Source organism: uncultured Pontibacter sp. (genome assembly GCF_947502515.1).
Classification (GTDB): Bacteria; Bacteroidota; Bacteroidia; order Cytophagales; family Hymenobacteraceae; genus Pontibacter.
Map to the genome: position 1 here is coordinate 378854 of NZ_CANNAI010000004.1, position 23209 is coordinate 402062.

Sequence of the window (23209 nt, forward strand, 5' to 3'; positions counted from 1 at the left end):
CAGAATGAAAATCGATGAACTCGACGAGACAGGCATAGAGTTGATTTCAGTAGTAGACAGACCTGCTATTGAAGTCAACTTCGTCAAACTGAGCGAGGAAGTAGAAATAATAAAACTTGCTTCCGACAAACAGAAGCAGGTTGTCACAGGACCGGTACTTCAGCCCGACCAGCTCATCTACCGCAAAAACGGGGAGCAAGAATTCTACATCACCTTCACAGCTGAGGACATCGAGAAGATTCACGCAAAGTTTATGAAGAACGGCGTGACCAAACTAAGCAACCTGGACCACTCAGGTAACGACATTATTGAAGGCTATCTGTTGGAATCCTGGATAATCCTTGACAGTGACAAAGACAAATCCAAAGCGTTAGGATTCGAAGGACTTAAAGCAGGCACCCTGATGGCTTCCTACCACTTTCCGGACGCTAATGTATGGGCAGAGGTAAGCAAGCGTAACGGTTTCAGCTTGGAGGGTTCTTTTGTATCGGAGCAGATTAGACTTCAGGCGCAGGAAACGGATGCGGTTGAGTCACTATTAGAGGAACTGGTGAGAGAATTAGAGTCAGAATAACACAGAATAAACGAGAGAAAAAGCCCGTATCGATACGGGCTTTTTTGTGCCCCTGCCGGAAAAAATAGAACGGGTTTTCGACATATATAAAATGAAGAACACGCACATACATTATGAAAAAAGAAAGACTACTAGCAATTTTCAACAAGCTCGCAGTTGCTCTTGGTATGGAACCGGAAGAGGTAAAACCTGAAGTTGAGTTGGCTAAAGAAGACGAGGAGGAAGAAGACCCGAAGTCTGAAGAAGCGCCATCCGACGAAGAAAAACCATCTGAAGATTCTGAAAAAGAGACTGAAGAGGATGAAGTAAAACTGCAGGCCGAAGACGATATGGAAGCCCTTAAAGCGACTATCGAAAGCCTAAGGGAAACAGTTACCGCTATCCAGTCTGACCTGGAACTGTCTAAGACCGAGAACGAAGAGTTGAAGACCAAGCTTTCAAAAATCGAGAGCGAACCAGCAGACAAAAAAGTGACACTATCCGTGACTCCTGCCGCACAAACACCAGCCGAGAGATTCCTGGCATCGGTTAAAAAAGGGTTCTAATCACCCTACAAAACAATCCAACAAACAAACTTAAAATGGCTATTACTTACAACCCTAACCTATTCCAAGGTGACCACTACCACCAAATTTTCTCTGAGACGCTAGCTACCGCTAAGACTTTTGCTAATAACTACGTTCACATTATGCCGAACGTAAAGACTGAGACTCTTGTGACTACTTTCGCAGCTAACATCGCTGAACAGGATTACTCTTCTATGTTCGACCCTATCGAGGCTTCTAAAGGCAGCGTTAGCATTTTCGACGAGAAGGTTCGCCCTATCAAGAAAATGTTCTTCACTACTGTAGACCCTGAGACACTTCGTTTCTCAAGATTCGGCGACTCTAAGATGGGTGCTGGTGCTCGTAACCTGAACATCACTGAGTTCGAAAACAAAATGCTTGACGTATTGATCCCGCAAATGGCCCGTTCTATCGAGGTTGCTTTCTGGAATGATATTATGGCACTTGCTGGCGACGTAGTACCTGCTGGTAATAAAATAGCGAAAGCTGAAGGCGGTCTTACAGTTTCTAACATCTTGAACGAAGTTGAGAAAGTATGGAAAGCAATCCCTTCTCAGGTAAGAGCTACAGGTAACGCTGTAATATACGCTGACGAGGCTATCAAGGACTTGATCGTACTTGCAAACCTACACGACGACTACAAAGACAGATTCGTTGTTAACGGTGACTCTGTTAAATTCCTTGGTGTTGATATGTTGTTCGTTCCGCTTGCGAAAGACGCAATGTTCGCTGGTAACAAGACTGAGGTTGTTTTCGCAACTGACGTTCTGAACGACGAGGCTACTATCGAAATTAACAAAGTAAACAACTACAGCGACATCCTTTTCTACAAGTCAGTTTACACCAGAGACAAGGCTATCGTGATACCTGCACAGAAAATTCTTTACGTTTAATTTTCATTAATAACATCTAAAGAATTGAAATAATGAAGAGGGGTTAACTGCCCCTCCTTCACCATAAATCAACCGAACAAAAACAATGTCATATTTAAATTCAACTTTCGGTGGTGTTTCTGCTGATGCGTTTGGTATCCCTGGTATAAACCGTCTTGCCCTTATTGAGAAAAGCAAGATTACAGGTTACACTGGCGGCGACAACGTGACAGCCATCGCTGTAACTACTGGCGCTAAATTCCAAGAGATTTTCTTCACTGAGGATTCCGCAAACTATACACAGGAACTTACTTCAAGCGCAAGCGCAAAATACATTACACAGACCCTGAACTTCCGCGTGGAGAGCGACGAAATCGCAAAAGCTCATTCTGTAATACTTGGCCGTCAGTATGTGGCTTTGGTTAAGAAGAGCAACGGTAAGTGGGTTGTACTAGGCCAGACTAATGGTCTTCGTTGTACTGCCGCTACTGCAAACTCTACTGAGGACGACGCTACACTAAGCTTCACTTTGACTGCGAAAAATCTTGGTTACGGCTCAAACGTGACGATGACGGACACAGCATTAGACGCGCTTATAAACGTTACTGCGACAGTTTAATCCTACCTAAACAATACCTGTTTAAAACCACTGCCGATCGCGCAGTGGTTTTTTTTTACACAAAATAAAACCCAGCCAGGGACATATATAAATTGATGATAACATTCAAACAAGGACAGCCGATGCAGTTCCTGATCTACAAGACGCATCTACCTCAGATAGAATCCGCTTACCACATCATACTTAAGAATTCATTCTCTGACTTCGAGCGGGAGCTTTCCTTCGATGTTTTTGAGTTGTTCAACGCATTCAAAATAGAAGTGCGTGACATTAACCTGTCTGCTATAGCCGGACAGAATACGCTGCTTGTACTGGACGAGAACGGCGATACAATCTACCGTGAGAGCGCCTTCATTATCGAATGATCTATACCAATAAACTAAACGCCAGCTTTGTCAACGCCAGTACTTTCAATATGGCAGGTTGCAGGCGCATTTTCTTTATGCCGTCCAAAAACCTGGTAGGCTATACTTTCAGAAACAGGCAGGTGCAGACCATCAATACCGTAAGCGGAGACCGCAGATTCAGTGCCTTTGAGGAGCTGGAATCGCTTGCCTACAATGTGAAGCCAGAATCAGGTAAGAACGGCACTGTATACAACGTAGAGGTCAGCTTCGGCATATCCGGCATCAAAGCCGATACCAAGCACCTGCTGGACAGTATGGTCAATTCTGAGCTCGCTGCCATCGTAGAGGATGAGAATTACCGCTACTGGCTGCTAGGCTTCGGTCAGGGTCTTATAACGACCTACGAGGCTATCTCGGATGAGGGTGGTTACAGCGTCAAGATGGGCACAAAGCAGCTGGCAGGCGTGGAGGAGGTTTCTTACGAGTTTATGTCAACGATTCAACTCAATATGTCAGAAACCACTTCAACGCCTTCGCCTATCAATTTGCAACCTGTATCCAGTGGGTCGGGTGGTAGCCAGATTGGCAACGTCTACAACACTATCAACGTGACGACCGACTTCTACCAGGTGCAGAACACAGACCATTACCTGAAAATAACATCAGCTAAAACGGTACTACTGCCTGAAAGTCCTTATGAGGGCCAGCAGCATATTTTCATAGCAGCCTACAATGCCAGCGTTGCGCCGGTAGTCATTAAATCGGCTATCTATTTCATCGACGGTTCCACTCAGGCGGAAATCAACTCAGATTATGGTTCGCTAACCTTCGTCTTCCAGGGAGGAACCTGGAGCACCACTGCTTTTGTGGCTTAAAACCTTTCAAAATGAATTGAAAAAGAGAATAACAAAAACACCTGTTCCTGCTGCTAAATCCGGGCCTGGTGTTTACAATATCAAGCTGGCTGAGGTGAAGATGCCAACCATCAACCTTACGCAGCTTAAGTACAGCCCTAATCCCTGGGTAGACTACGGCAACAGAAACCTTTGGCCGGACTACCTGATAAAGCTAATTCCGGCTTCAACGGTACACCAGAGTTTTTTGAATAAAAGAGCGGAACTGATTTTATCTGAGGGCCTTACTTATTCAGATAACATCGCTTCATTCCTAGAGAATATTAATGAGGAAGGCAACACGGCAGATGAACTGCTTGAGCTTGTGGCAAACGACCTGGCACCACTGGAGACTTTTGCGGTAGTAGTTCGCTACAACAAGCTTAAGAACAAAATTGTCGCCCTGGACTACCTGGATTCATCCAAAGTAAGGGTGGACAAGAACCTGGACGAGCTGGGTAATGTGCAGGGATATTGGGTAAGTGCAGACTGGTCTAATTTACCGATGAACCAGCCGGTATACTTTGAGAAGTTCAACCCTAACAAAGTAAAAGAGACAACCCAGCTATACTTCTACCACAAACGTACAGCGGGCAATCCTTTCTATCCTGTGATAAGCTATGCCAGCGCGCTGACTTACATCGAGATGGCTTATGAAGTAGGCAAGTTCGCCCTGAACGACGTTCTGAACGGTTTCTTCGGCTCGGGTCTATTGAACATCAAGGCGAATATGACCGACGAGCAGAAGGCTGAATTCATTACAAAGATTACGTCAAGTTTTACAGGTTCTGAGAACGCTTCCAAATTGATGACTACAATCTCAGAGGATGTTGACGCTGTAACGCTCACGCCGCTCAACTCGACTGACAATTCAGATAAGGTGGTTACCAGACGGGATGTATATGTAGCTGAGATTTCTACAGCGCACAGAGGCAACCCGATTGTAGCAGGCGTAACACCAGACGGAAGTTCATTAGGAAGCGACGGTAAACTGTACCGAGACTCGCTTGAGATTTATTATAATACCGTAATCCGACAGCTCCAAAAACCTTTTATCACTTTCCTTTCAAGGGTTCTCAACTTTAATGGGTTTGCTGATTTCGAACTGGACATAACATCTTCTGCGATGATGACTAACACCGAAGTACCTGTCTGGAAGATGGACTTCCTGAAGCCGGAAGTATGGCTTTCTGAACAGGGCTACACACCTGAGGATATACTTGATAGTCTGAAGGACGGCAATGGTGACATAGAAGACCCTGAGGAAGACGAAAATGTACCGACAGATACACCAGAAGATACAGAAATATAAGTCAATGACGGAGCCTGAAAAGCTCCGTTTCGAACTGGCTGCCATAGACGACTTCTACTACTGGTCAAGAGTTACCTGGGTAAGGTTTGTCTATGTGTACGCTGACAACGAAGAGAACAAAAAACTCGGCAGGGCAGGGCAGCAGACAAGTATCCGATACGGCACCCGAAACTTAGACCTGATACCGACAAGCAAAAAGCCAGCAAGAAGAAATAAGTCAACCAGGACGATCCGGTATTTTGATACTGGCAGAAGTACTCCCGGAAACAAGAACACAGCTATACGGGATGCCTCAGGACGCTACACGAAGAACGTAGGCCAGGCCATCAATGGCACCTGGAGAAGCTTCAGACCCGGACTGGTGGTGATGATAACCGGAGTCTGGTCCTTCGAGAGAGGGAAATTCGTTTCGGACTTCGCGGACTTTAACATCAATAATCAACCTACGGGCTAAAAGAAAACAAAAAAACTAAATGTTTCTAATCACAGAGCAGTACTTAAAAAGCAGGGTAAACGTCAGCCTGCACAAAGAGGCTACCGACATCAAGATAGCCTTCCAGAACGTCACGGACTTCTACATCCAGGACCTGTTGTCTATTCCGCTTTACGACCTCTACATCGATCACCTGAAGAACAACACACCGCTGACAGTTAAGCAGGCGGAGCTGTATGAGAAAATCAAGGTATACTTCGCTCTGATGGTACAGCACGAACTGATGTTCAACCTGTTCGAGATTACCAACAAAGGCAATCAGGAGGACGCAGGAGCGGCTTCCATCGATGTCGTGAAAATCAAGCGCAACGAGGTGTATTCCAAAGCAGAGCAAATGAAGTCGAATATCCTTGCTTACCTGGAGAAGAACAAAGCGGATTTTCCGCAATACTTCACAAATGAAATGACTGAGAAGAAGCCAACAATTACGGCTTCACATTCGCCCGTTGTGTTCATTGAAGATAGAAAGTACTGGATAGGAGGCTAATAATGGATTTTATACAGGTTGCGCAATGGGCATTAACAGCGATAGTATTTCCGCTAATGTATGCTTGGTATCAGCAAAAGGAAGATGTAGTGAGATTGAAAGGTAGAGTCGATACAATGCAAAAAGACATAGAAAGTATCATTACCGACCGCAAAGAAATTGCGAAGGAAATGAAGGAGATGAAAGACATTCTACAGCAGGTGCTGATAAAACTGACGGAGCTGGAGACCTACCAGAAAATCAGAAATGAGCTTAAATAAGAATATTAAAGACTGGAAGAGCACCCTGGTAGGTATAGTCGTTCTGGTCGCCACCGGTTTCGCAATCGCATACGAAAAGATGCCAGCTCCTGAGTTGCTGGTACCATTCCTAGTGATCGTTGGCATAGCACACATAATGCTGGATCCGGAAGAAATCAGGAAGTCACTTCTGGCTTACCTGAAGAAAAAACTGGAAGCGTAACCACTTGAAACAGACCAGACTCACCAACGACAAGGACATCACGGTAAAAGGGGTAACGGTCGGCAACCTGAAAGACGGCGATGTGATAGTGAAAGGCACTCCGCTGGCGGACATCCTGGAACGCATACTGAACAAGGTAGCAGACCCGACAGGCTCCATCTCTTCTAGTATCTCTAACATTGAGATAGGTACTGTCCTGAACCACAACATCACGGCTGCTTTCAACAAGAACGATGGAGGTGATTTGACCGGTTTTGTTCTGAGAAGAAATTCAGTAGCTGTCATCAACGCCACCGCGCTGCAGACCTACAACGAAAAAGCCACCATCGGTAACACCGCTTTCAGTTACCAGGCGACATTCAGCTATGGTGCAGGCGCATCACTACCGGCTGGCAGTTTCACCTCAAATACAGTGACCATAACAGGCAGAAGAAACGCTTTTTACGGCGTGAACGGTACAGTTACTACATCTGCCAATATCCGAGCATTCACTGGTAAGCTGCTGAATCCTGCTAACGGAAGCTCTTTTACAATAGACATACCGGCAGGCGCAACATCTGTTGAATTCGCCTACCCGGATACACTTCGCGATGTGACGACTGTACGACACGTTGAGACGAATTTTGACGTGAAGGAAGTATTCACCAAGACCTTGGTAAATGTGGAAGGTGCTAACGGCTTTACAGCTGTCGGTTACAAAGTTTACCGCTACACACCCGCTGTACCATTCTCAGCGGCACAAAAATACACCATCACCATCTAATGGCATTAGATTTCGCTTTACGATTCAAAAGACAATATGCAGACAGTATAGACGCTGACTTCAGGATGACGACCGCACAGAGGGAAGCCTACCTGAACAGTCCGCTGAAGTATGCCGGTATGCCTGTTTTCGACACTACTGAGGGCAAGCCTTATTACCTGAGCGCGGGTCTTGACAGCTGGATTGCCTACGGTACCGGCAGCACCTCTACCTGGGAGAGTATCCTTAACAAACCGGTTACTTTTACGCCGTCCGTACACGAGCACACCTGGTCAGAGATTACTTCTAAGCCGACCACTTTCACCCCGAGTGCGCACAGCCACGCGTGGACAGAGATTACTTCAAAACCCACCACTTTCGCACCGTCAGCACACAGCCATTCTGCTGCAGACCTTACTTCCGGTACTTTAGTCGTTACACGAGGCGGTACTGGCGTAACTACGCTTGCAATCAACAGTTTCCTGATAGGCAACGGCACCGCTGCGATGGTGGCCAAGACGCCTGCTGAGGTGCTTACCATCATCGGTGCTGCATCAACTACGCATACCCACAGTATCAACGACATTCCGAATCTGGCGAGCGAACTTGCAGGAAAAGCAAGTACACTACATACACATACTTGGGACGATATTACTCTTAAGCCGGATTTCGCGATGAACGGGCACAGTCATAGCTGGTCAGAGATTACGCTGAAGCCAACTGCATTCACTCCGAGTGCTCACAGCCACTCTGCTACTGACATCACATCCGGTACTTTAACGGTTGCGAGAGGTGGAACAGGCTTGGCCACGGTGACTACCGGTAACTTCCTTCGCGGGAATGGTACAGGCGCTTTCACGCAGGAAACGCCTGCTCAGGTACGTGCGACCATAGGTGCAGCAGCGGCTACACATACCCACGCGATCAGCGAGGTAGCTACCCTGAGCACTGAACTTGCCGGTAAAGCTAATACAGTCCATACCCATACGTGGGAAGACATTACCATCAAGCCAGATTTCGCGATGAACGGACACAGCCATAGCTGGTCTGAAATTACGCTGAAACCTACTACATTCGCGCCTTCTGTTCATACCCATTCAATCGCTGATGTAACGGACCTCCAGACAACGCTGAACGGTAAAGCGGCGGCAGTGCACAGCCACAGTATTTCGGACGTAGCGAACCTGTCAGCCGAATTACTGAATAAAGCCAGCTCTGTACATACACACTCTTGGGAGGACATCAACCCGAAGCCGGACTTCGCTATGAATGGGCATACCCATACGTCAGCCGACATATCAGGCGTGATAGCTGTAGGTAAAGGCGGTACCGGTCTATCGACTGTTACTGCAGGGAACTTCCTTCGTGGAAACGGTACAGGAGCATTCACGCAGGCTACACCAGCGCAGGTGCTGACAGCAATCGGTGCTGCATCTGCCTCACACAGTCACGCCATTGCGGACGTGGCTAACCTCAGTACAGAGCTACTGAACAAAGCGGATAGTGTTCATACACATACTTGGGATGATATTACCCTGAAGCCAGATTTCTCAGTGAACGGACACACTCATAGCTGGAATGACATTACATCGAAACCGACTACTTTCACACCAAGCACGCACACGCACACGGAGATAGTGCCTTTGTCCGCTTACACAATAGGTACGGCAACAGCAACACCGCGTTCTTTCGGGACAGGCTTCAAACACGGCTTTGTAAGAGACACTAATGGCTACCCTATCACCTATGGTAAGCTTATGAGTTTCGGTTCTTACACCACCTCTGAAGACGGCGGGCAGTTCCAGATTCTGACTCCTTATTCTGACGTCGCCGGGTACAATGACGGTAAACCGATGTGGCGGGTAGGCCTTCATAGTAACAGAGGATGGAAAGCCTGGGAGACGTTTGCTTCCGAAAGCTGGGCAAGCAGTACGTTCGCACCTAATGTGCACACGCACAGTATTTCTGACATAGCGAATTTGTCAACTGAACTGCTGAACAAAGCGAACACGATACACACACATACCTGGGATGACATCACCATCAAACCAGACTTTGCGATGAACGGGCACAGCCATAGCTGGGGGGAGATTACTAGCAAGCCTACTACATTCACTCCTGCGTCACACAACCACTCCGCGGCAGACATTACCTCAGGTACTCTAACTGTAGCCAGGGGTGGGACCGGTTTGGCTACTATTACGACGGGCAACTTCCTTCGAGGTAACGGTACGGGAGCGATGACACAAGCGACACCGGCGCAGGTATTAACGGCCATCGGTGCTGCCCCTGCCACTCATACCCACGCCATAGATGATGTTGCAAACCTGAGTACTACTCTTGCCGGTCTGGCTCCTGCTGTCCATACCCACTCCTGGGAGGACATTACCATCAAACCGGATTTTGCCTTGAACGGCCACGCACATAGCTGGTCAGAGATTCTCAGCAAACCAACTACGTTTGCACCATCTGCTCACAGTCATAGCGCTGCCGATATTTCGACTGGAACGCTTTCAGTCGCTCGTGGAGGCACAGGACTGGCAAGCTATACAGCAGGTAACTACATCAAGGCTACTGCTACTACGACATTGGCACAGGTGACACCGGCGCAGGTTCGTACCGACATAGGTGCTGCTGCCGCAACACATACGCATAGTATATCCGAGGTAGCGAACCTGTCAACTGAGTTATTAGGTAAAGCTAATACAGTCCATACCCATACGTGGGAAGACATTACTATCAAGCCAGATTTCGCGATGAACGGTCACACGCACTCAGCAGGTGATATTACATCTGGCTCGTTCAGCGTGGCTCGTGGTGGCACAGGAATGAGTACGTTGACATCAGGTTCATATATGAGAGGTAACGGCACGTCAGCCGTGACTATGAGAACGCCTGCTCAGGTACTGACCGACATCGGTGCTGCACCAGCATCTCACGCGCACACTTGGGGTGATATAGCTGACAAGCCATTGGAATTTAACCCTGTGGCACATACACACCAGGCGATTGATATTCTGGGTCTTGACACTTCCCAGTTTGCGGCGGCATCACACACCCACTCAGCAACAGACATCACATCAGGGACATTCAGTGTGGCGAGAGGTGGTACGGGGCGTTCTACGTTGGGCGCTGGTACTTACTTAGTGGGTGCTGGAACAGCTTCTGTGTCTATGATAGCGAAAACATCTGTACTCGCTGACATCGGTGGCGCACCACTTAACCACACGCACCCTGAATATGCATCATCTACACACACGCACCCAGAGTATGTGACCTCTACCGACATCCTGAATGAGACGAGGTACAGGCACGCGCAGAATAGTATCACGGGTGGTGGTACGGTGACTTGGAACGGTTCTCACTTGAAATGGACACAACGCTTTATAGCAATACCTGTCGATAAGTCTATCGGCGGTAACGGCTATATTGATTTTGCTATGCCGAACTCAGGTGTAGTCATTCAAGGTCTGAACGGTGCTGCATCGGTAACGGTGACATCTGCGGGTGTACCGCTTGACGACTGGACTGCCTTGATAGCGTTCCATACGATAGCCGGTTCCAATACTGCTGTTTCCTACAGGGTGATGCGGTATAACCAATCTACTGCAAATGCCCTGCACGCTGAACACTTTGTGATAGCGGTTCGGTCTGGTGAGTCATCCGGTAACCCGGTAAAACTGGCGAACGGTTTTACGCTTAGGTCTGGGAACTCACTTGTAGACGGACAGTTTGGCTCTACCACATTTAACGGTGACATCTGGGCATCAGGTCAAGTGACTGCTTTCTCTGATGCAAGACTGAAGACTAAAGTGAAGCCGTACGAGGGTGGCCTGGTGAAGGTGATGCAGCTGCGGCCTGTTACCTATGACCGTACCGACATCGAGTCCGACGACGAGATAGGCTTCATCGCCCAAGAAGTGCAGCAGATTGAACCTAACCTTGTAAAGGAGAGCGAATTCCTTGCACTCGACTATTCTCGTATGGTGGTGATGCTGACGAAAGCTGTACAGGAACAGCAGAAGCTGATAGAAGGGCTTCAGGCTGAAGTGGAAAAACTGAAGGGAGGTAGATAATGCCACTACCACAGACTAACTTGACAATGGGTGCGATTTACAATGAGTTATTTCGCACCTCAGCACCATCTAACCTCACATTGGAGTTTCTTTTCTTGAATTCTGATTTACCCAACAAGAACAGGCCGCACAATATGGGTGATTTTAGAGGGTATGACGCTACACCTACTGTTACGATGTCTACGCTGGAAGCACCAACAACCAACCAATTTAGCGTGTATGTTTATTTCAACAAGAACAAGAGTGTCAAGTTCCCAAGTACTGTCTACTACACCATTGACAAGAATGACGGGTTCTACCCTCAGCAACGGGCCATACAAATTCCTGCTTCAACTACACAGGAAATGGTTGAATTCACGGTAGATAGACAAACCTATGATTATAATGTTTCTGTCTCATTTGACCAGTGTATAGACGCATACTACTCACCAGTTTCAAAGACCATTCTCGTACCTAAGAAAACTTCAACGGGTGGCACAAACACAGCTTGGATGAACGGTCATAATGACGCTATGTGGGATAACCAGAACGACCCTCTCTACGGTCAGGCAAGACCTCACGTTTGGGGGTATTACTATCCATCACAGAATTACACTGACTATATGAACTCATACAACTCAAGCAGATTTATGATTCAGTAAAACAAAAAAAGACCCTCAACGTTGAGGGTCTTTTTTTGTCGTTTAGGTGGTCCGTGTCGCGTCTGGTCTCTTCGTAAGTAGTTTGTATTACTTTGTAGCTTTGGTCTCCATAGGAGTAAAATAGAGCTTAGATTCGAGATCCCTGCGCTTGATAAGTCCTGGTAAAATCTTGCCGCCTGCGTACACCCAGCGTTTCAGCTGATTTTCGATGTCCTTATCGAACGGATTAGCCAGTACTCTTTTCATTAAGGTCGAGTTTTTGAGAGCAGTAAGACCCAAATTGAACGCGAAGCTCACCAACGCCGAAAACTGGTTGGAATTAAGCTTTACCGTCTTGGTAAGTTTGGTAACGCCGTCCTCGAATATTTTGAGGTCTCTAATAAGTAATGCTTCTGCTTCTTCTCTTGTGATTTCCATCCCGGCCCTCACACCAAGTGTGCTGCCGTAGCCTATCGTCCATACCCCGGCTGGGCATACATAGGCTTTCAATCTCAGACCCTCGCACTCTTTGACGAGCTGCAAGCCTGCCTTGTTAATTTTCATTTACATAGCTCGGGCCTCGCTCTTTTGTGAGCAGGCAGGCCCTCTTAAGCTATATATGTGCCTTTGGGAGAGGTATTTAAGGTTGAGAGATAGTGATAAAACAGTTTTGTAAAAAGTAAATTCCAAATACCAAAAACCGATTCCTTAACAATTTCTTAACATTGGACCTATTGGATATATGGTTCAGATTCCCATACCTTTGTGTCGTTAATCTTTTACATTAAAAGAATTTAAATAGTTAAAAAGTTGTTTGAAATGATGTAAGTGATTGATGTGTAAAAGTATGCGCGTAGCGTGCCCGATTTAAAATGAATTATAAACCCTTAAACTTTAATAAAAATGGAGAATTTAGAAACGACAGAAGTAGAAACAATGACTGAACAGGATTACGAAAATTTAGAAACAACAGAAGTATTAACAGAGAATGAGGAGGATTACAAAAGAGCAGAAGAACATAGGAAAACTCTGTTTGGTGGGTTAGCCGAATTAAAGCAATACCACGAGGAGATTACTTCATACTGCTTCGAGGAATTGGAGTATGTGTATACTGGGACTGGTTTTCACATAATTCTGCCGGATAAATCTGTAATAGATAGCGAAGACTTAATCTATGAATGTGAAATATACGAAAGCGAAGATGAAGATTTTTTTTCGACCAATTATAGGTTGAAGTCTGACCCTAAATTCGGTGTTGCGCTTTATTACTCTGGTAAAAGAAACCTAAGTGAGTTTGGTCCACATTGTGCAATTGTAAGCTATAGGAAATATGAGCATTACGACGATGCTGGTTCATATTGTGCAATCATAAGGTTTAATAAATATGGGCATTACGCCTATGCTGGTTTACCTCCAGAACTCATAGTCTACCCATTAAAAGGCATCCGCGCCTGTGATGAAAGAGAAATTACAGGGAAATGTGGCTGTATAGAAAGTTGTGAATGGGAAGACATTTTTGCGTGGCAGCACCCCGATGGATTAGCAGGTGTGTTTACCAAGCCTGAACCAATAAAGGAACAGCCAAAAGTGGAGAGATCCTAGTATTTCAATCCTGCTATACTTTTTGGGCACGGTATTCAAGATTAAACAATCAACAATTAACAAGATTAAATTAATTAAATTATATGAAGAAGAGAACACCAAAAAGATTACAATTAACAGATTTGTCTTATTCTGCTCATAGACAGTCTTGTATTTGGCTGGAAAAATATCATAAAGACTGTATGGACGATGCGCAAGAAATTGGAGCACGATTAGGCTTTTTACTAGAAATAGCTAAAGTCCACTTACGTAAGCCAATAACAAACAAAAGGATTCTAAAGAAATTCGCAATGTTGAACCATACTACAACTGAGTGGACCGCTTTTGAGAGTTTTCATCTGCGTAGACCAATAGTAAAACACAAGTTGACTGATGAGGACTTGGTGCATATCAAGGAACTCTTCCTCCTCTAAGTTTAGCCAAATGGAAAATACTGTAAACGAAGTATGGGTAGACATCCCTGGGTATGATGGTGATTACCAAGTGTCGAATATTGGCAGAGTCAAAAGCCTGAAAAAAAAGGAAAGAATATTAAAACCTACTATTAATAGGGATGGGTATTTAGTACTTGGCTTGTGTAAAAACGGAATTAATAAGGGTTATACTTTAGCTCAATTAGTAGCACAAAGTTTTGTGTCAAATCCAAAAAAATTATCTAGGGTGTCGCATCTATCAGGAGATAAATTAGATAACCGCGCAAGTAATTTAGTTTGGAGAGAGATGCCTCCAGTAAACATTATTTTAGCTAATGAATCTAAAACTATTTTAAAAGGAAAACCTAGAGGAAGTGAAATAACCTCAAATTTCTTGGGTGTTAGCAAAGCCAAAGATAGCCAGGGATGGTTCGCGCGACTGTCTGTTGATACTTACCGTGCGAGGTATCTAGGTCGATTTAAAAGTGAAATGGAGGCTGCTCTGGCTTATGATTATGCATTGATAGAGTTAGGGTATAATCCTGTCAATTTTTAAAACCAGTTCTCCAGTATCTAATCAATCTTTAGTTTGATTTAGTTCTAATTACATACGCTCACCCTTGCCTGCGCCTGTGCTTCGGCCAGCAGGGTTCCAGGCAAGGGTAGAAGTGTAGTAGACTACTGTTTCCAGTGCGTAGCACAAAAGGATAATAAATGAAAATAAATGATAAGAAAAAGACAGGATAAAAGAGAAGCATATAGACACTGAACGTCCTTTTTTTTGGTAGAAAATATTTTAGCAAAAAGTGAAAATATTTGGGACAATGGGCGAAAGGGAGGGTATAACCTATACTATATAAGGTATAGAAAAAATATTCAGAGCCATTTATGCCTAGAAAGAATCAACAAGACTACACGACAATCTCAGTACACAAAGGAGTAAAGGACGACCTCCAGACAACCCTGGAGTGGCTGGAGAAAGAACACCAGACAACATACTCGATGAGTGGATTTATAGAGTTCATCCTGGACTACTACCACAACACTTACAAAGACTAAAATAAAAGGTATAACGGCACCTGCTTGACGGTTGGGGTGCTAAGAGTGAGTGAGCCGGCCAGCTTACTCACCACCTAAGTTATAAAACAGTAACCGTCACAAAACACAACTGTCTATATGAACACAACTATCCAATCCTACAAGAAAGTAATAGGTACTGCCATACCTACCGATACCACGCTTACAGATTACATTGACCTGGTAAAGAACGGCTACGAAGTCGAGCAGATACTGAAAGCAAGAGCAGCCGGTAAAGGCTCCGATGCCTACAAGTCTGTAAAGAACAACCGCAAGTGCTTCACGATGAACTTCACTTTCAACGGCAAGAAAGAGAAAGCAAATTTGCGCAGCGCTACAGGCCTTTTGTTCTTCGACATCGATACAGACGGCTTTGATATAGCTATCCTGGACAAAAGCAAAGTACTTATGCTGCACAACTCTTTCGGTGGCAAAGGCTGGTCTATTTTCGTTCGTGTTGACGGTCTCACAGAGCAGAACCTTAAGTCCACAGTTAGCAACATTGCTGATAAGCTGGGCCTGTCCGATTATATAGATAAGAACGCTGTGAAATCGACACAGTACACCATCTGCTCATACGACCCTGAATTATACTTCAATGAAGCCGCACCGGTGTTTGCCGCAACAGAAGATGTAGTAGAGATAAAAAAGGATAATAAGGTAAAAAAGGATAAGGAAGAGGAAGATATAAAAAAGAAGCATATAGACACTGAACGTCCCCTTTTCACACCTCTTAGGCTATCCAATGCAACGGACTACATCGATGAAGGCAAGGACTACACACTGTTCCCAGACAAAGTAGGTACTGTGAAGATTGTGCTGAAGAAATCTGTAAAGAAAGGCGAGCAGAATAACTACATCTTCTACAACGCGCTGAAAATAGTTTACCTGAACCCTAACCACAGCGAGGAGCAAATTAAAGTGTGGCTCTGCAATATCGCAGAATCTGCAGGTATCAAGAACTACCTGAAGTCAGTTAAGAACGCTTTGAAAACAGCTATGAAGTATAAAGCGGAAGGTACCCTGGAAGTACAATGTAACCACTCCCGCAAGATTATCTTCAACCCTAACAACGGCTGGTGCGGTGAGACAAGACGCTCGGTGGCGGCATCCAAACTGAACGAATTGAGAGGAGACGAGACTGCACAAAAGATATATGACTGCATCGAAGACTGGGGCAGCACAGAGAAGATAACAGCCAAAGCTATCGCCGAGAGAATAGGTAAGTCAGAGAAAACAGTAAAGCGCCATTACTCAAAGTTCAAGGAGTATATCGGCGAGCTTAACAAGGCGATGAAGACTGAAAAAACAGTAGCGGTAACAAAGCCTGTACTCAAGAAAATCGAGGTGGAGTCTGGTGTGATAACCGAGCTTCCAATTATAAGAGAGAAGGAAGACCTGCTTGCAGGAGCACTCTCAATAGATATGAGCGAATTATTCGCAGCTTAATTAAACCAGAAACTTTTTAATAATTAATATATGAAAATACCATTCAACAAAAACGGAGTAGAAATTATGTATCACGCGGGCAGCATCCATATGAGCTACTATGTATCAGGTTCGGATGACTTTGAACTCGAGTTGACGATTAAAGAAGAGGAGTTGCCAGCATTCCTTGAACGTTGTAAGATTACGAGCCTTGCAGATGTAGAAATGTCTGATCTTTGCTAGCAATGAAAAAGGAGCCTAAACAGCTCCTTTTCTTTTTTATACCCTTACCAGCAGGATGTTCTCAGGATAGTACCCGAATTCATTCTCGAACGCCTTACAAGCAGACATCAAAGAGTCCATTGGCTCAAGTCCGTTGCGGTTGTCAGGCTCCAGGTAGTTCATATACCCAAAGCCACCATAGCTGCCTTCTTTAGGTGCTGCGGCCACCCAAAGCTTTGCTTGGAACGGCTTCACCCTTCTGACCGGCCCCTCGTAGACGAACTCGAAGAACCTGCCCTGCATTGCCTGCTTAATCTCTTTCTTCTTGGGGTACATATCCTCAGAGGCCTTCCCACCAATCATAAAAAGTCTGGTCGACCTGCTCTGTAAATAATCTCTTAGTTTAAGTTTATCCATTGATCCTACCTAACTAAACCATAGGCTATGTAGTTGCGATTCGAGTCGTAAATATTAAACATACGCCCATCACCACTCAAATTACCAAAACTAAACTGAGGATTACCTTTGATGGTTACACTACCAGGCTGTTGATGAAAGGTACATCTGTTACCGTTTACAATAAGATACCAAGGAGCAGCACCTGCAATTCCAGGTATATGCAAATTGAAGGTAGGGCTGCCGCCTGATAAAGCATAAGCAATGTACTCATTAGCTGGGTGGCTATAAATGTCAATCTGTCTCATATCTTTTTTGTTTAAGCTTAAAACTATGAAATTGATCTCATTAATAGTGGGATAATGCGCGGAAAAAAACTTTAGAAATACTGAAAGGGAGGGCTTTAGCTGAAATATATAATTAAAACAAACAGCAACAATATGACAACTCTCAAAGCAATCGCAAACACAGCAGTAACAACAAACTTCGGCAGGGTAATGCTGGTAATCGCAGCGGTATCCCTCCTGAACATAATAAAGATAGCGGTTCAGATACTATAATGAAGGTAGAACTGATAATCGATGACCAGGTGAGGGAGTTCACACTGGAACCAGGAGAAGCCTTCGAACTACCGGAAGAGACACTACAGGAGATAGAAAAGGAACTCCTGCTACAAGAGGCGAGAGCCATAAAGAAACAACTCGTACTAGACGAGCCAAAATCCCAAGAGGATAATTAAAATGAATTTTGAAGTAACACCAGTAGACATCTATTTTGATAACACCAGACAACAATTCATACCTAGAATACTAATCAACGGTGAATGGAAAGAGTTCGGCGAAGATTACGAACCAACAGAAGAGCAGAGAGCTTTAATATCAGCTAAGTGGGAAAAGATGTTGGATGATAGTATAGTTAGTTTTAATGCCTATACGGTATCCGAAACCGGTGAGAGGTTTTTAATAGAAGGCTCTTATTCAGATCACCTAAAAAAATATCACTCCAAGTAAGGAGCCAAAATCCCAAGAGGATAAATAACAATGCAAGCATCAACAACCTACCTGGTGACAACGGAAATAGTAAGAAAGGACAGTGCAGTTTACCCGAAGGTTATTTCATTCGAGCCAGCAGATGAGAAACTAAGCGAGCCTATGAAAGAAGCAATAGAGTCAATGGCACACTTTCTTACAATCAAACAGTACAAAGAACCCTTTACAAGTAACGCAGTAGCCGGTGACACATTCACACACGAGATTACTATAACAACAACTCCAATAGAGGAGCCAGAAACCCAAGAGGATAAATAACAATGAACAATTCAACATACACAGCAATCGTAAAATACCTGGACGGTACAGTAACAACCACAGACTTTAAACTAGATGACCTATTCGCCCAGGAAACGACAGAGGCATTAGAAGCAGCGTACGAAGAACTAGCAGCAGCACTTAAAAGACCATCAAGAATAATTAGAGTATGCGTACTGGATAATGATCTGGAAGTAATACACAATATGAAATACACTTCTTTCGGAGATTCAGACTTAAACGAAAGCAACAATTATAATCTAAGAGTGTGCTGCGCTGTAGTCACCAAGGTATACGAGTTGCAAGCAGAACGGCTAGAATTCACAGTAAGTATAAACTCTAAATAGTTCAGACTTCTACTCTACTACACAGTATAATATTATAACGCTTCTATTGTTGCTTACCATTTATGTACTGAGTCATTTTGTGAGAGATTTGACTTGAAAAGACACTCGAAAGGGTGTCTTTTTCTATTTGTAGTGAAGAGAGCAATTTTATTCAGTAACTAATCCAAATATGAGAGAATGCTCATCTGTTGAGCCTGTCGCAAGTTTTACCTTGCCGTAGCAGCGAAAGTAAAACTTCCTTCCACTTAATTTCAACCATTTCGACAACCGACCGTCCCCATTGGCCTGCCCTGGTCTGAAATTGTTACTCTAAGAGGCTTGTACGGTGGTTCTAGCTTTTTAGAATGAGATAAGTCGCTGATTAGTACGTTTGTAACAGCGTTAGTAAGTTTCTACGAAATGTTCGTAAGTAATTCTAAAAAGCAAGGACGGTGTCGCCGGTTACTTCTATACTCGCTTATACTTTAAAACAAAGCGATATGAACTTAACCATCAACACCCGCGACATCCAAGACGCTATTCCATTCCAACTGCTGAAGGCCTACACCTCAACTACAGAAGAGGGTCAGTCTCAACTCAATTTAGTTGTGTTCAGCAATTCAACTGATGAGCAGATTATGAGAGACCTCCTGATAGATGCCATTGACAATCAATACAACTATGTGAACATCAACAGGGCTAATGATGAAATCACAATCTACACATTCACAGCTATCAAGGGCTACACCTACTGCATCGACTAATATGGAAATCAGAGACATAACGATTAACAGCAGAGAGGACATCTCTGCTTTCTTCCACTACCTGATCACTGACCTGAAGCTGAACTTCCACCCTGATAACAGCTTCCACGACTATGTAAACCCTGACGGAACTACCACCTTCACAGAAGAGCAGGCTGACCATTTGGAGGCTATTCTTGTGGGGTGCTTCGTGTACTGCCACGTTGAGGGCGAAGACATTTATGAGATTGGTCTTGAGGTGTTTTACAAGTGTCTGACTGCTACCGATGAAGAATAAGAAGATAACACTCGGACAGATACCGGTATCAGCGGTAGGGGAGGTGGAGCTTACTTATAAGAGGTTGCATACTGCTGATGCTATCATAATGCGCAATGTCAAGGTCACATCATCTACAGACGTCTACACCTTCCTACGGAGCAAAATGGAGCCCCATATCGAGCACATAGAGAGATTCTATGCAATCTACTTTAACAGGGCCAACAATGTGATGGGAGTATATCAGGTGAGCTCAGGAGGTGTAGCCGGTACAGTGGCAGACCCTAAGATTATACTACAGGCGGCATTACTACTGAACGCTTCTAGCATAGTTATAGCACACAACCACCCATCAGGCAATACCAAGCCAAGCTCAGCAGACATAACAATGACCAAGAAGATGAAGGCTGCCTGTGAGACTATGGACATCGTACTGCTGGACCATTTGATTGTATGCGAGGAATCATTCTATTCATTTGCTGACGAGGGAATGCTATGAAAGTCATAGAGTATTATCGTGTTAGCACTCAGAAACAGGGTAGAAGCGGCTTGGGCTTAGAGGCTCAAGCCGCTGCGGTTTCTACTTACATTAAGAGCATCAATGCTGAGTCAATAGATAAGTATGTCGAAATCGAGTCTGGAGGCAGTAAAGACAAGATCAGTGCACACCAAGACGTAACGATTGACAAACTGCTTAAAAAGCGTCCTGTGCTCCTAAAAGCCATTAAACAAGCCCAGGAGACAGGAGCTACCATAGTTGTAAAGGAAGCATCCCGACTGTCAAGGTTCTCACTGCTGATTAACTACCTGATAGCCTACAACATCAGATTTGTATGTGCTGACAATCCCCAAGATGATGAGATGTTCATCAGGCTCAGGACTGCATTCAATGAGGAGGAACTTAAGAAGGTATCAGAACGCACCAAGAAAGCACTGCAAGCTAGGAAGGCGAGGGGGTTGACTAACGGTAAGCCTGAGAACTTTTCTGATAAGGGTAGGCTCAAAGGTTCGGCTAGAATGAGTGAGCTGGCTGCACAGTCAGACGTGAATAAGAAAGTACTTAATCTTATCTACCTGTATCAGGACAAGGGTTTGAAGCTACAACAGATATGCGATGAACTCAATGGGTTAGGGTATAAAACTCCACGCGGAAAGACTTATCAGACAGGCAGCATTGCGATGCTTCTGAAAGGGGTAGCAAAAAGAAAGGAGACTTGAACAGTCTCCTTTCTTTTTATATAACTATAGTTTTAGGATTTCAGATTTTGATTTGAAAATCATTGCATCGTATATATCATTTATTGACTGCCATTCTCCATACAAATGAATATCATTGTCAGGATCTAACAGGTCATCTGTATTTAGATTTTCTAAAAAATTAAAATGATACAACAGGTTCTTAAGTTTTGGGAAAAATAGACTATTATAAAAAAGCAAAAACAATTCATTCGAATTCATTTGTGCCTGAACAAACGCTGCGTATTTTTTATACTTTGCTGCAACCTCACCTAAATCATACTCGAGAGAAAAATCTGATGAGTTGCTATAGAAGTTGGCCATAGCGAATCTTCTATCTCTCATTTCATTATCTTGCAGATATAAGAGAATATGGTATAAATTTCTGAAGTAGTGCCCTAATTGGTTGCTGTATATAATATAGATATACCGGTAAGCAGCTTTTGAGATCTTCTCTGGAGTATCAACAGACTCATAGTTATTCTCTCCTGTTAAAGCGACTATTTCATCAATTAACTCTTGCTTTCTTTCAACTTGTTGGCGGGAAGGTTGCTCTACTTTTTTGATATTATCTAATTCGTTGAAGTCATCAATTATGACGTTACGAAAATTTCTCATAACACTTCGTAGATAGTCAAATACAGCAATAGAACTGTAATGTTCTTGTGAGTACTCGTCAAATTCTACTATCTCTTTGTTATGTGTTACATTAATATTTAATCGTATGTCCTGTTGTGTTTTTAGAAGACTGAAAAAAGTGTTCTCAAACTGCTGAATAGTGAATACCTCTCTTGTATCGGCTAATTCTTTTCTTTGTAGACTCAGTTCTTTACTCTGAAGCCTTAAAGCCAAAAAGAACAGTAATACACCTATAAATGACAAGAGGGAGCCGATTACACCACCGAAAAAATCACCTATTATACCATTGACTGTGAAGTCTTTTTCAGTACTAGGGACACCTATTTTTACAGACTCACTGAAATTCCAGATAAATACTCCAGTTACGATTAGACTAATAAGAATAGCTAGCCCTGAGGCAACAAATATAATCGTACCTGAAACTCCATATTCACTTATAAGATTGATATAAATAGAGGGTTTTTTTCTTTTCATTACTGATTACACAAATCGATTGGTTTATGTGAATATCTAGTCGAGTCTTTCTGCTCTCCTAGGCGTAGGAATTGATATACTCTTTTTTATCTCAGAACTGAACCCTCCACTTTCTTGAAATGCAATCACTTTTCTGTTGTTGTCTAGAGATATGTAGTTAGAGCTCAATTGTTTAATGAATCCTCTTTCTTCAAATTCTATCAAAATAGAATTAACTAAACTGGAATCATCATTACAAATCTTCTCGATTGATCTAGTAGTGGTACCTTTATTTGATATAAGCGCCTTTAGGACTTCATCATAGTACTTTACGTTTTCGGCATTCATCATAACGTTCCAATAACTGACACAGACGCTGTTTAGGCGGCCCGTATCACATCCAATTATATTAACGATACAATATACTCAATCTCATTGTGGATTGAGTGTGTAACGCCGCAGGAAATTTTATTCTTCGCCTTTCCTCAACTTTCTACCTTGCTCCTGTATCTCCTTAGCAGTCTTGGCCCTGATATGATAGTAGTCATTAGCCGTCTTCAATTGCTTAAGTTTGGCTCTCTCTGATTCAGGTAATTCCTTATCAACATTAGGCAGGTTGTTGAGTGCTAGGTCCATTATGTTCTCAATGATTTCTCGCTGAGACATACGGTTCCAGTATTCCAGTCTTTTGAGTTTGAGATACTGATCTGCTCTTAAAGAAGTAGAGAATGGTAAATACTGGTCAGTAGCTTCCAGGTATTGCTCCTCTTGGGGAATATCGGTTGTTTTCGGCTTGCTTTTAACTACATCCTCAAATATATTCAGCATCTGCTTTTGCTCTTTCTTCTTAGCATTCTCGGCTCGCGCTTTGGATGCTTTCTTCTGAAGCTTATTTAAATACCCGGCAGGCTCTTCAGTGTCCGTTCTCTTTCCGATTTTCTTTGGTTGCTCGTCTGATTCTTTCTTCGCCATATCTTTTAATTAGAATAGTAAATATATGCTATAGTCGACATCATATCAAATATTT

Annotated in this window: 33 protein-coding genes; 28 read left to right on the plus strand and 5 right to left on the minus strand. The window is 43.8% G+C overall.

Annotated features, from left to right (window positions below):
• The first annotated feature begins 4 nt into the window (after nucleotides 1-4).
• The 14 genes from Q1A54_RS12870 to Q1A54_RS12935 all read left to right on the plus strand — a co-directional run bounded on the left by Q1A54_RS12870 (nucleotide 5) and on the right by Q1A54_RS12935 (nucleotide 12084).
• A complete protein-coding gene (locus Q1A54_RS12870; protein WP_299988719.1) occupies nucleotides 5-574 on the plus strand; it encodes an XkdF-like putative serine protease domain-containing protein in 570 nt (189 codons plus the stop codon).
• A 113-nt stretch (nucleotides 575-687) separates the two neighbouring features.
• Complete coding sequence (locus Q1A54_RS12875) at nucleotides 688-1119, plus strand: hypothetical protein (RefSeq protein WP_299988722.1); 432 nt, start codon at nucleotides 688-690, stop codon at nucleotides 1117-1119.
• Between the two features lie 143 nt (nucleotides 1120-1262).
• Complete coding sequence (locus Q1A54_RS12880; RefSeq protein ID WP_299988724.1) at nucleotides 1263-2033, plus strand: hypothetical protein; 771 nt, start codon at nucleotides 1263-1265, stop codon at nucleotides 2031-2033.
• 85 nt (nucleotides 2034-2118) lie between these two features.
• Nucleotides 2119-2631: a hypothetical protein gene (locus Q1A54_RS12885; RefSeq protein WP_299988726.1), complete on the plus strand. Its 513-nt coding sequence runs from the start codon at nucleotides 2119-2121 to the stop codon at nucleotides 2629-2631.
• A 95-nt stretch (nucleotides 2632-2726) separates the two neighbouring features.
• Nucleotides 2727-2996 carry a hypothetical protein gene (locus Q1A54_RS12890; RefSeq protein WP_299988729.1) on the plus strand — a complete coding sequence of 90 codons (270 nt, stop codon included), beginning with the start codon at nucleotides 2727-2729 and terminating at the stop codon, nucleotides 2994-2996.
• Entirely contained in the window at nucleotides 2993-3853 is an 861-nt protein-coding gene (locus Q1A54_RS12895) for a hypothetical protein (RefSeq protein ID WP_299988732.1), read from the plus strand. The genes Q1A54_RS12890 and Q1A54_RS12895 overlap by 4 nt, the downstream gene beginning before the upstream one ends.
• 16 nt (nucleotides 3854-3869) lie before the next feature.
• On the plus strand, nucleotides 3870-5183 hold the full coding sequence (locus Q1A54_RS12900) for a hypothetical protein (protein ID WP_299988735.1): 1314 nt from the start codon (nucleotides 3870-3872) through the stop codon (nucleotides 5181-5183).
• Complete coding sequence (locus tag Q1A54_RS12905; protein WP_299988738.1) at nucleotides 5146-5637, plus strand: hypothetical protein; 492 nt, start codon at nucleotides 5146-5148, stop codon at nucleotides 5635-5637. The genes Q1A54_RS12900 and Q1A54_RS12905 overlap by 38 nt, the downstream gene beginning before the upstream one ends.
• A 19-nt stretch (nucleotides 5638-5656) precedes the next feature.
• The gene (locus tag Q1A54_RS12910) at nucleotides 5657-6163 is read left to right on the plus strand and encodes a hypothetical protein (protein ID WP_299988741.1); all 507 of its coding nucleotides are present in this window, start codon (nucleotides 5657-5659) and stop codon (nucleotides 6161-6163) included.
• Nucleotides 6164-6279: 116 nt separating this feature from the next.
• Nucleotides 6280-6423: a hypothetical protein gene (locus tag Q1A54_RS12915; protein WP_299988744.1), complete on the plus strand. Its 144-nt coding sequence runs from the start codon at nucleotides 6280-6282 to the stop codon at nucleotides 6421-6423.
• Complete coding sequence (locus tag Q1A54_RS12920; RefSeq protein ID WP_299988748.1) at nucleotides 6410-6625, plus strand: hypothetical protein; 216 nt, start codon at nucleotides 6410-6412, stop codon at nucleotides 6623-6625. The genes Q1A54_RS12915 and Q1A54_RS12920 overlap by 14 nt, the downstream gene beginning before the upstream one ends.
• 4 nt (nucleotides 6626-6629) lie before the next feature.
• Nucleotides 6630-7388 carry a hypothetical protein gene (locus tag Q1A54_RS12925; RefSeq protein ID WP_299988751.1) on the plus strand — a complete coding sequence of 253 codons (759 nt, stop codon included), beginning with the start codon at nucleotides 6630-6632 and terminating at the stop codon, nucleotides 7386-7388.
• A complete protein-coding gene (locus Q1A54_RS12930) occupies nucleotides 7388-11443 on the plus strand; it encodes a tail fiber domain-containing protein (RefSeq protein WP_299988753.1) in 4056 nt (1351 codons plus the stop codon). Before Q1A54_RS12925 ends, Q1A54_RS12930 begins: the two co-directional genes overlap by 1 nt.
• A gap of 176 nt (nucleotides 11444-11619) precedes the next feature.
• A complete protein-coding gene (locus Q1A54_RS12935; RefSeq protein WP_299988756.1) occupies nucleotides 11620-12084 on the plus strand; it encodes a hypothetical protein in 465 nt (154 codons plus the stop codon).
• Nucleotides 12085-12171: 87 nt separating this feature from the next.
• Here the strand turns inward: Q1A54_RS12935 and Q1A54_RS12940 are convergent, their stop codons facing one another.
• On the minus strand, nucleotides 12172-12627 hold the full coding sequence (locus Q1A54_RS12940) for a lysozyme (RefSeq protein WP_299988759.1): 456 nt from the start codon (nucleotides 12625-12627) through the stop codon (nucleotides 12172-12174).
• Between the two features lie 339 nt (nucleotides 12628-12966).
• Between Q1A54_RS12940 and Q1A54_RS12945 the strand changes: the two genes are divergently transcribed.
• The 6 genes from Q1A54_RS12945 to Q1A54_RS12970 all read left to right on the plus strand — a co-directional run bounded on the left by Q1A54_RS12945 (nucleotide 12967) and on the right by Q1A54_RS12970 (nucleotide 16826).
• The gene (locus Q1A54_RS12945; protein ID WP_299988762.1) at nucleotides 12967-13665 is read left to right on the plus strand and encodes a hypothetical protein; all 699 of its coding nucleotides are present in this window, start codon (nucleotides 12967-12969) and stop codon (nucleotides 13663-13665) included.
• Between the two features lie 83 nt (nucleotides 13666-13748).
• The gene (locus Q1A54_RS12950; protein ID WP_299988765.1) at nucleotides 13749-14078 is read left to right on the plus strand and encodes a hypothetical protein; all 330 of its coding nucleotides are present in this window, start codon (nucleotides 13749-13751) and stop codon (nucleotides 14076-14078) included.
• Between the two features lie 10 nt (nucleotides 14079-14088).
• On the plus strand, nucleotides 14089-14634 hold the full coding sequence (locus tag Q1A54_RS12955) for an NUMOD4 domain-containing protein (RefSeq protein ID WP_299988767.1): 546 nt from the start codon (nucleotides 14089-14091) through the stop codon (nucleotides 14632-14634).
• A 332-nt stretch (nucleotides 14635-14966) separates the two neighbouring features.
• Complete coding sequence (locus Q1A54_RS12960; RefSeq protein WP_299988770.1) at nucleotides 14967-15137, plus strand: hypothetical protein; 171 nt, start codon at nucleotides 14967-14969, stop codon at nucleotides 15135-15137.
• Between the two features lie 117 nt (nucleotides 15138-15254).
• Nucleotides 15255-16604, plus strand: a complete 1350-nt coding sequence (locus tag Q1A54_RS12965) for a BT4734/BF3469 family protein (protein WP_299988773.1) — start codon at nucleotides 15255-15257, stop codon at nucleotides 16602-16604.
• A 30-nt stretch (nucleotides 16605-16634) separates the two neighbouring features.
• Complete coding sequence (locus tag Q1A54_RS12970) at nucleotides 16635-16826, plus strand: hypothetical protein (protein ID WP_299988776.1); 192 nt, start codon at nucleotides 16635-16637, stop codon at nucleotides 16824-16826.
• A 36-nt stretch (nucleotides 16827-16862) separates the two neighbouring features.
• On the opposite strand, the gene Q1A54_RS12975 is transcribed toward Q1A54_RS12970, so the two are convergent.
• Together Q1A54_RS12975 and Q1A54_RS12980 are read right to left on the minus strand one after the other, a co-directional pair.
• Nucleotides 16863-17168 (minus strand): hypothetical protein, encoded by a 306-nt coding sequence (locus Q1A54_RS12975; protein WP_299988779.1) that lies wholly within the window; start codon nucleotides 17166-17168, stop codon nucleotides 16863-16865.
• Between the two features lie 59 nt (nucleotides 17169-17227).
• Nucleotides 17228-17509: a hypothetical protein gene (locus Q1A54_RS12980; RefSeq protein ID WP_299988782.1), complete on the minus strand. Its 282-nt coding sequence runs from the start codon at nucleotides 17507-17509 to the stop codon at nucleotides 17228-17230.
• A gap of 251 nt (nucleotides 17510-17760) precedes the next feature.
• Here Q1A54_RS12980 and Q1A54_RS12985 point away from each other — a divergent pair, with 251 nt between their 5' ends.
• From Q1A54_RS12985 to Q1A54_RS13020, 8 genes are all read left to right on the plus strand, one after another.
• Nucleotides 17761-17940, plus strand: a complete 180-nt coding sequence (locus Q1A54_RS12985; protein ID WP_299988785.1) for a hypothetical protein — start codon at nucleotides 17761-17763, stop codon at nucleotides 17938-17940.
• Nucleotide 17941: 1 nt separating this feature from the next.
• Complete coding sequence (locus tag Q1A54_RS12990) at nucleotides 17942-18211, plus strand: hypothetical protein (protein ID WP_299988788.1); 270 nt, start codon at nucleotides 17942-17944, stop codon at nucleotides 18209-18211.
• A gap of 30 nt (nucleotides 18212-18241) precedes the next feature.
• A complete protein-coding gene (locus tag Q1A54_RS12995) occupies nucleotides 18242-18508 on the plus strand; it encodes a hypothetical protein (protein WP_299988791.1) in 267 nt (88 codons plus the stop codon).
• A 2-nt stretch (nucleotides 18509-18510) separates the two neighbouring features.
• On the plus strand, nucleotides 18511-18855 hold the full coding sequence (locus tag Q1A54_RS13000; RefSeq protein ID WP_299988794.1) for a hypothetical protein: 345 nt from the start codon (nucleotides 18511-18513) through the stop codon (nucleotides 18853-18855).
• A 479-nt stretch (nucleotides 18856-19334) separates the two neighbouring features.
• A complete protein-coding gene (locus Q1A54_RS13005; RefSeq protein ID WP_299988797.1) occupies nucleotides 19335-19598 on the plus strand; it encodes a hypothetical protein in 264 nt (87 codons plus the stop codon).
• A 1-nt stretch (nucleotide 19599) separates the two neighbouring features.
• Entirely contained in the window at nucleotides 19600-19875 is a 276-nt protein-coding gene (locus tag Q1A54_RS13010) for a hypothetical protein (protein ID WP_299988801.1), read from the plus strand.
• Complete coding sequence (locus Q1A54_RS13015; RefSeq protein WP_299988804.1) at nucleotides 19865-20353, plus strand: RadC family protein; 489 nt, start codon at nucleotides 19865-19867, stop codon at nucleotides 20351-20353. Before Q1A54_RS13010 ends, Q1A54_RS13015 begins: the two co-directional genes overlap by 11 nt.
• Nucleotides 20350-21072: a recombinase family protein gene (locus tag Q1A54_RS13020; protein WP_299988807.1), complete on the plus strand. Its 723-nt coding sequence runs from the start codon at nucleotides 20350-20352 to the stop codon at nucleotides 21070-21072. The genes Q1A54_RS13015 and Q1A54_RS13020 overlap by 4 nt, the downstream gene beginning before the upstream one ends.
• Nucleotides 21073-21096: 24 nt before the next feature.
• Here Q1A54_RS13020 and Q1A54_RS13025 read toward each other — a convergent pair whose 3' ends face one another.
• Entirely contained in the window at nucleotides 21097-22203 is a 1107-nt protein-coding gene (locus Q1A54_RS13025; protein ID WP_299988811.1) for a putative phage abortive infection protein, read from the minus strand.
• 447 nt (nucleotides 22204-22650) lie between these two features.
• On the minus strand, nucleotides 22651-23154 hold the full coding sequence (locus Q1A54_RS13030; RefSeq protein WP_299988815.1) for a hypothetical protein: 504 nt from the start codon (nucleotides 23152-23154) through the stop codon (nucleotides 22651-22653).
• Between the last annotated feature and the right edge of the window lie 55 nt (nucleotides 23155-23209).

What these genes read in the sequence shown, in the direction of transcription:
- Q1A54_RS12920 (WP_299988748.1), top strand. Translation starts at nt 6,410, where the DNA reads ATGAGCTTAAATAAGAATATTAAAGACTGGAAGAGCACCCTGGTAGGT.
- Q1A54_RS12915 (WP_299988744.1), top strand. Translation starts at nt 6,280, where the DNA reads ATGCAAAAAGACATAGAAAGTATCATTACCGACCGCAAAGAAATTGCG.
- Q1A54_RS12990 (WP_299988788.1), top strand. Translation starts at nt 17,942, where the DNA reads ATGAATTTTGAAGTAACACCAGTAGACATCTATTTTGATAACACCAGA.
- Q1A54_RS12955 (WP_299988767.1), top strand. Translation starts at nt 14,089, where the DNA reads ATGGAAAATACTGTAAACGAAGTATGGGTAGACATCCCTGGGTATGAT.
- Q1A54_RS12975 (WP_299988779.1), bottom strand. Translation starts at nt 17,168, where the DNA reads ATGATTGGTGGGAAGGCCTCTGAGGATATGTACCCCAAGAAGAAAGAG.
- Q1A54_RS13025 (WP_299988811.1), bottom strand. Translation starts at nt 22,203, where the DNA reads ATGAAAAGAAAAAAACCCTCTATTTATATCAATCTTATAAGTGAATAT.
- Q1A54_RS12995 (WP_299988791.1), top strand. Translation starts at nt 18,242, where the DNA reads ATGCAAGCATCAACAACCTACCTGGTGACAACGGAAATAGTAAGAAAG.
- Q1A54_RS13005 (WP_299988797.1), top strand. Translation starts at nt 19,335, where the DNA reads ATGAACTTAACCATCAACACCCGCGACATCCAAGACGCTATTCCATTC.
- Q1A54_RS12950 (WP_299988765.1), top strand. Translation starts at nt 13,749, where the DNA reads ATGAAGAAGAGAACACCAAAAAGATTACAATTAACAGATTTGTCTTAT.
- Q1A54_RS12970 (WP_299988776.1), top strand. Translation starts at nt 16,635, where the DNA reads ATGAAAATACCATTCAACAAAAACGGAGTAGAAATTATGTATCACGCG.
- Q1A54_RS13000 (WP_299988794.1), top strand. Translation starts at nt 18,511, where the DNA reads ATGAACAATTCAACATACACAGCAATCGTAAAATACCTGGACGGTACA.
- Q1A54_RS13030 (WP_299988815.1), bottom strand. Translation starts at nt 23,154, where the DNA reads ATGGCGAAGAAAGAATCAGACGAGCAACCAAAGAAAATCGGAAAGAGA.
- Q1A54_RS12945 (WP_299988762.1), top strand. Translation starts at nt 12,967, where the DNA reads ATGGAGAATTTAGAAACGACAGAAGTAGAAACAATGACTGAACAGGAT.
- Q1A54_RS12960 (WP_299988770.1), top strand. Translation starts at nt 14,967, where the DNA reads ATGCCTAGAAAGAATCAACAAGACTACACGACAATCTCAGTACACAAA.
- Q1A54_RS12965 (WP_299988773.1), top strand. Translation starts at nt 15,255, where the DNA reads ATGAACACAACTATCCAATCCTACAAGAAAGTAATAGGTACTGCCATA.
- Q1A54_RS12905 (WP_299988738.1), top strand. Translation starts at nt 5,146, where the DNA reads ATGTACCGACAGATACACCAGAAGATACAGAAATATAAGTCAATGACG.
- Q1A54_RS12910 (WP_299988741.1), top strand. Translation starts at nt 5,657, where the DNA reads ATGTTTCTAATCACAGAGCAGTACTTAAAAAGCAGGGTAAACGTCAGC.
- Q1A54_RS12940 (WP_299988759.1), bottom strand. Translation starts at nt 12,627, where the DNA reads ATGAAAATTAACAAGGCAGGCTTGCAGCTCGTCAAAGAGTGCGAGGGT.
- Q1A54_RS12885 (WP_299988726.1), top strand. Translation starts at nt 2,119, where the DNA reads ATGTCATATTTAAATTCAACTTTCGGTGGTGTTTCTGCTGATGCGTTT.
- Q1A54_RS12985 (WP_299988785.1), top strand. Translation starts at nt 17,761, where the DNA reads ATGAAGGTAGAACTGATAATCGATGACCAGGTGAGGGAGTTCACACTG.
- Q1A54_RS12980 (WP_299988782.1), bottom strand. Translation starts at nt 17,509, where the DNA reads ATGAGACAGATTGACATTTATAGCCACCCAGCTAATGAGTACATTGCT.
- Q1A54_RS12875 (WP_299988722.1), top strand. Translation starts at nt 688, where the DNA reads ATGAAAAAAGAAAGACTACTAGCAATTTTCAACAAGCTCGCAGTTGCT.
- Q1A54_RS13010 (WP_299988801.1), top strand. Translation starts at nt 19,600, where the DNA reads ATGGAAATCAGAGACATAACGATTAACAGCAGAGAGGACATCTCTGCT.
- Q1A54_RS13015 (WP_299988804.1), top strand. Translation starts at nt 19,865, where the DNA reads ATGAAGAATAAGAAGATAACACTCGGACAGATACCGGTATCAGCGGTA.
- Q1A54_RS12930 (WP_299988753.1), top strand. Translation starts at nt 7,388, where the DNA reads ATGGCATTAGATTTCGCTTTACGATTCAAAAGACAATATGCAGACAGT.
- Q1A54_RS12890 (WP_299988729.1), top strand. Translation starts at nt 2,727, where the DNA reads ATGATAACATTCAAACAAGGACAGCCGATGCAGTTCCTGATCTACAAG.
- Q1A54_RS12880 (WP_299988724.1), top strand. Translation starts at nt 1,263, where the DNA reads ATGCCGAACGTAAAGACTGAGACTCTTGTGACTACTTTCGCAGCTAAC.
- Q1A54_RS13020 (WP_299988807.1), top strand. Translation starts at nt 20,350, where the DNA reads ATGAAAGTCATAGAGTATTATCGTGTTAGCACTCAGAAACAGGGTAGA.
- Q1A54_RS12870 (WP_299988719.1), top strand. Translation starts at nt 5, where the DNA reads ATGAAAATCGATGAACTCGACGAGACAGGCATAGAGTTGATTTCAGTA.
- Q1A54_RS12935 (WP_299988756.1), top strand. Translation starts at nt 11,620, where the DNA reads ATGTCTACGCTGGAAGCACCAACAACCAACCAATTTAGCGTGTATGTT.
- Q1A54_RS12895 (WP_299988732.1), top strand. Translation starts at nt 2,993, where the DNA reads ATGATCTATACCAATAAACTAAACGCCAGCTTTGTCAACGCCAGTACT.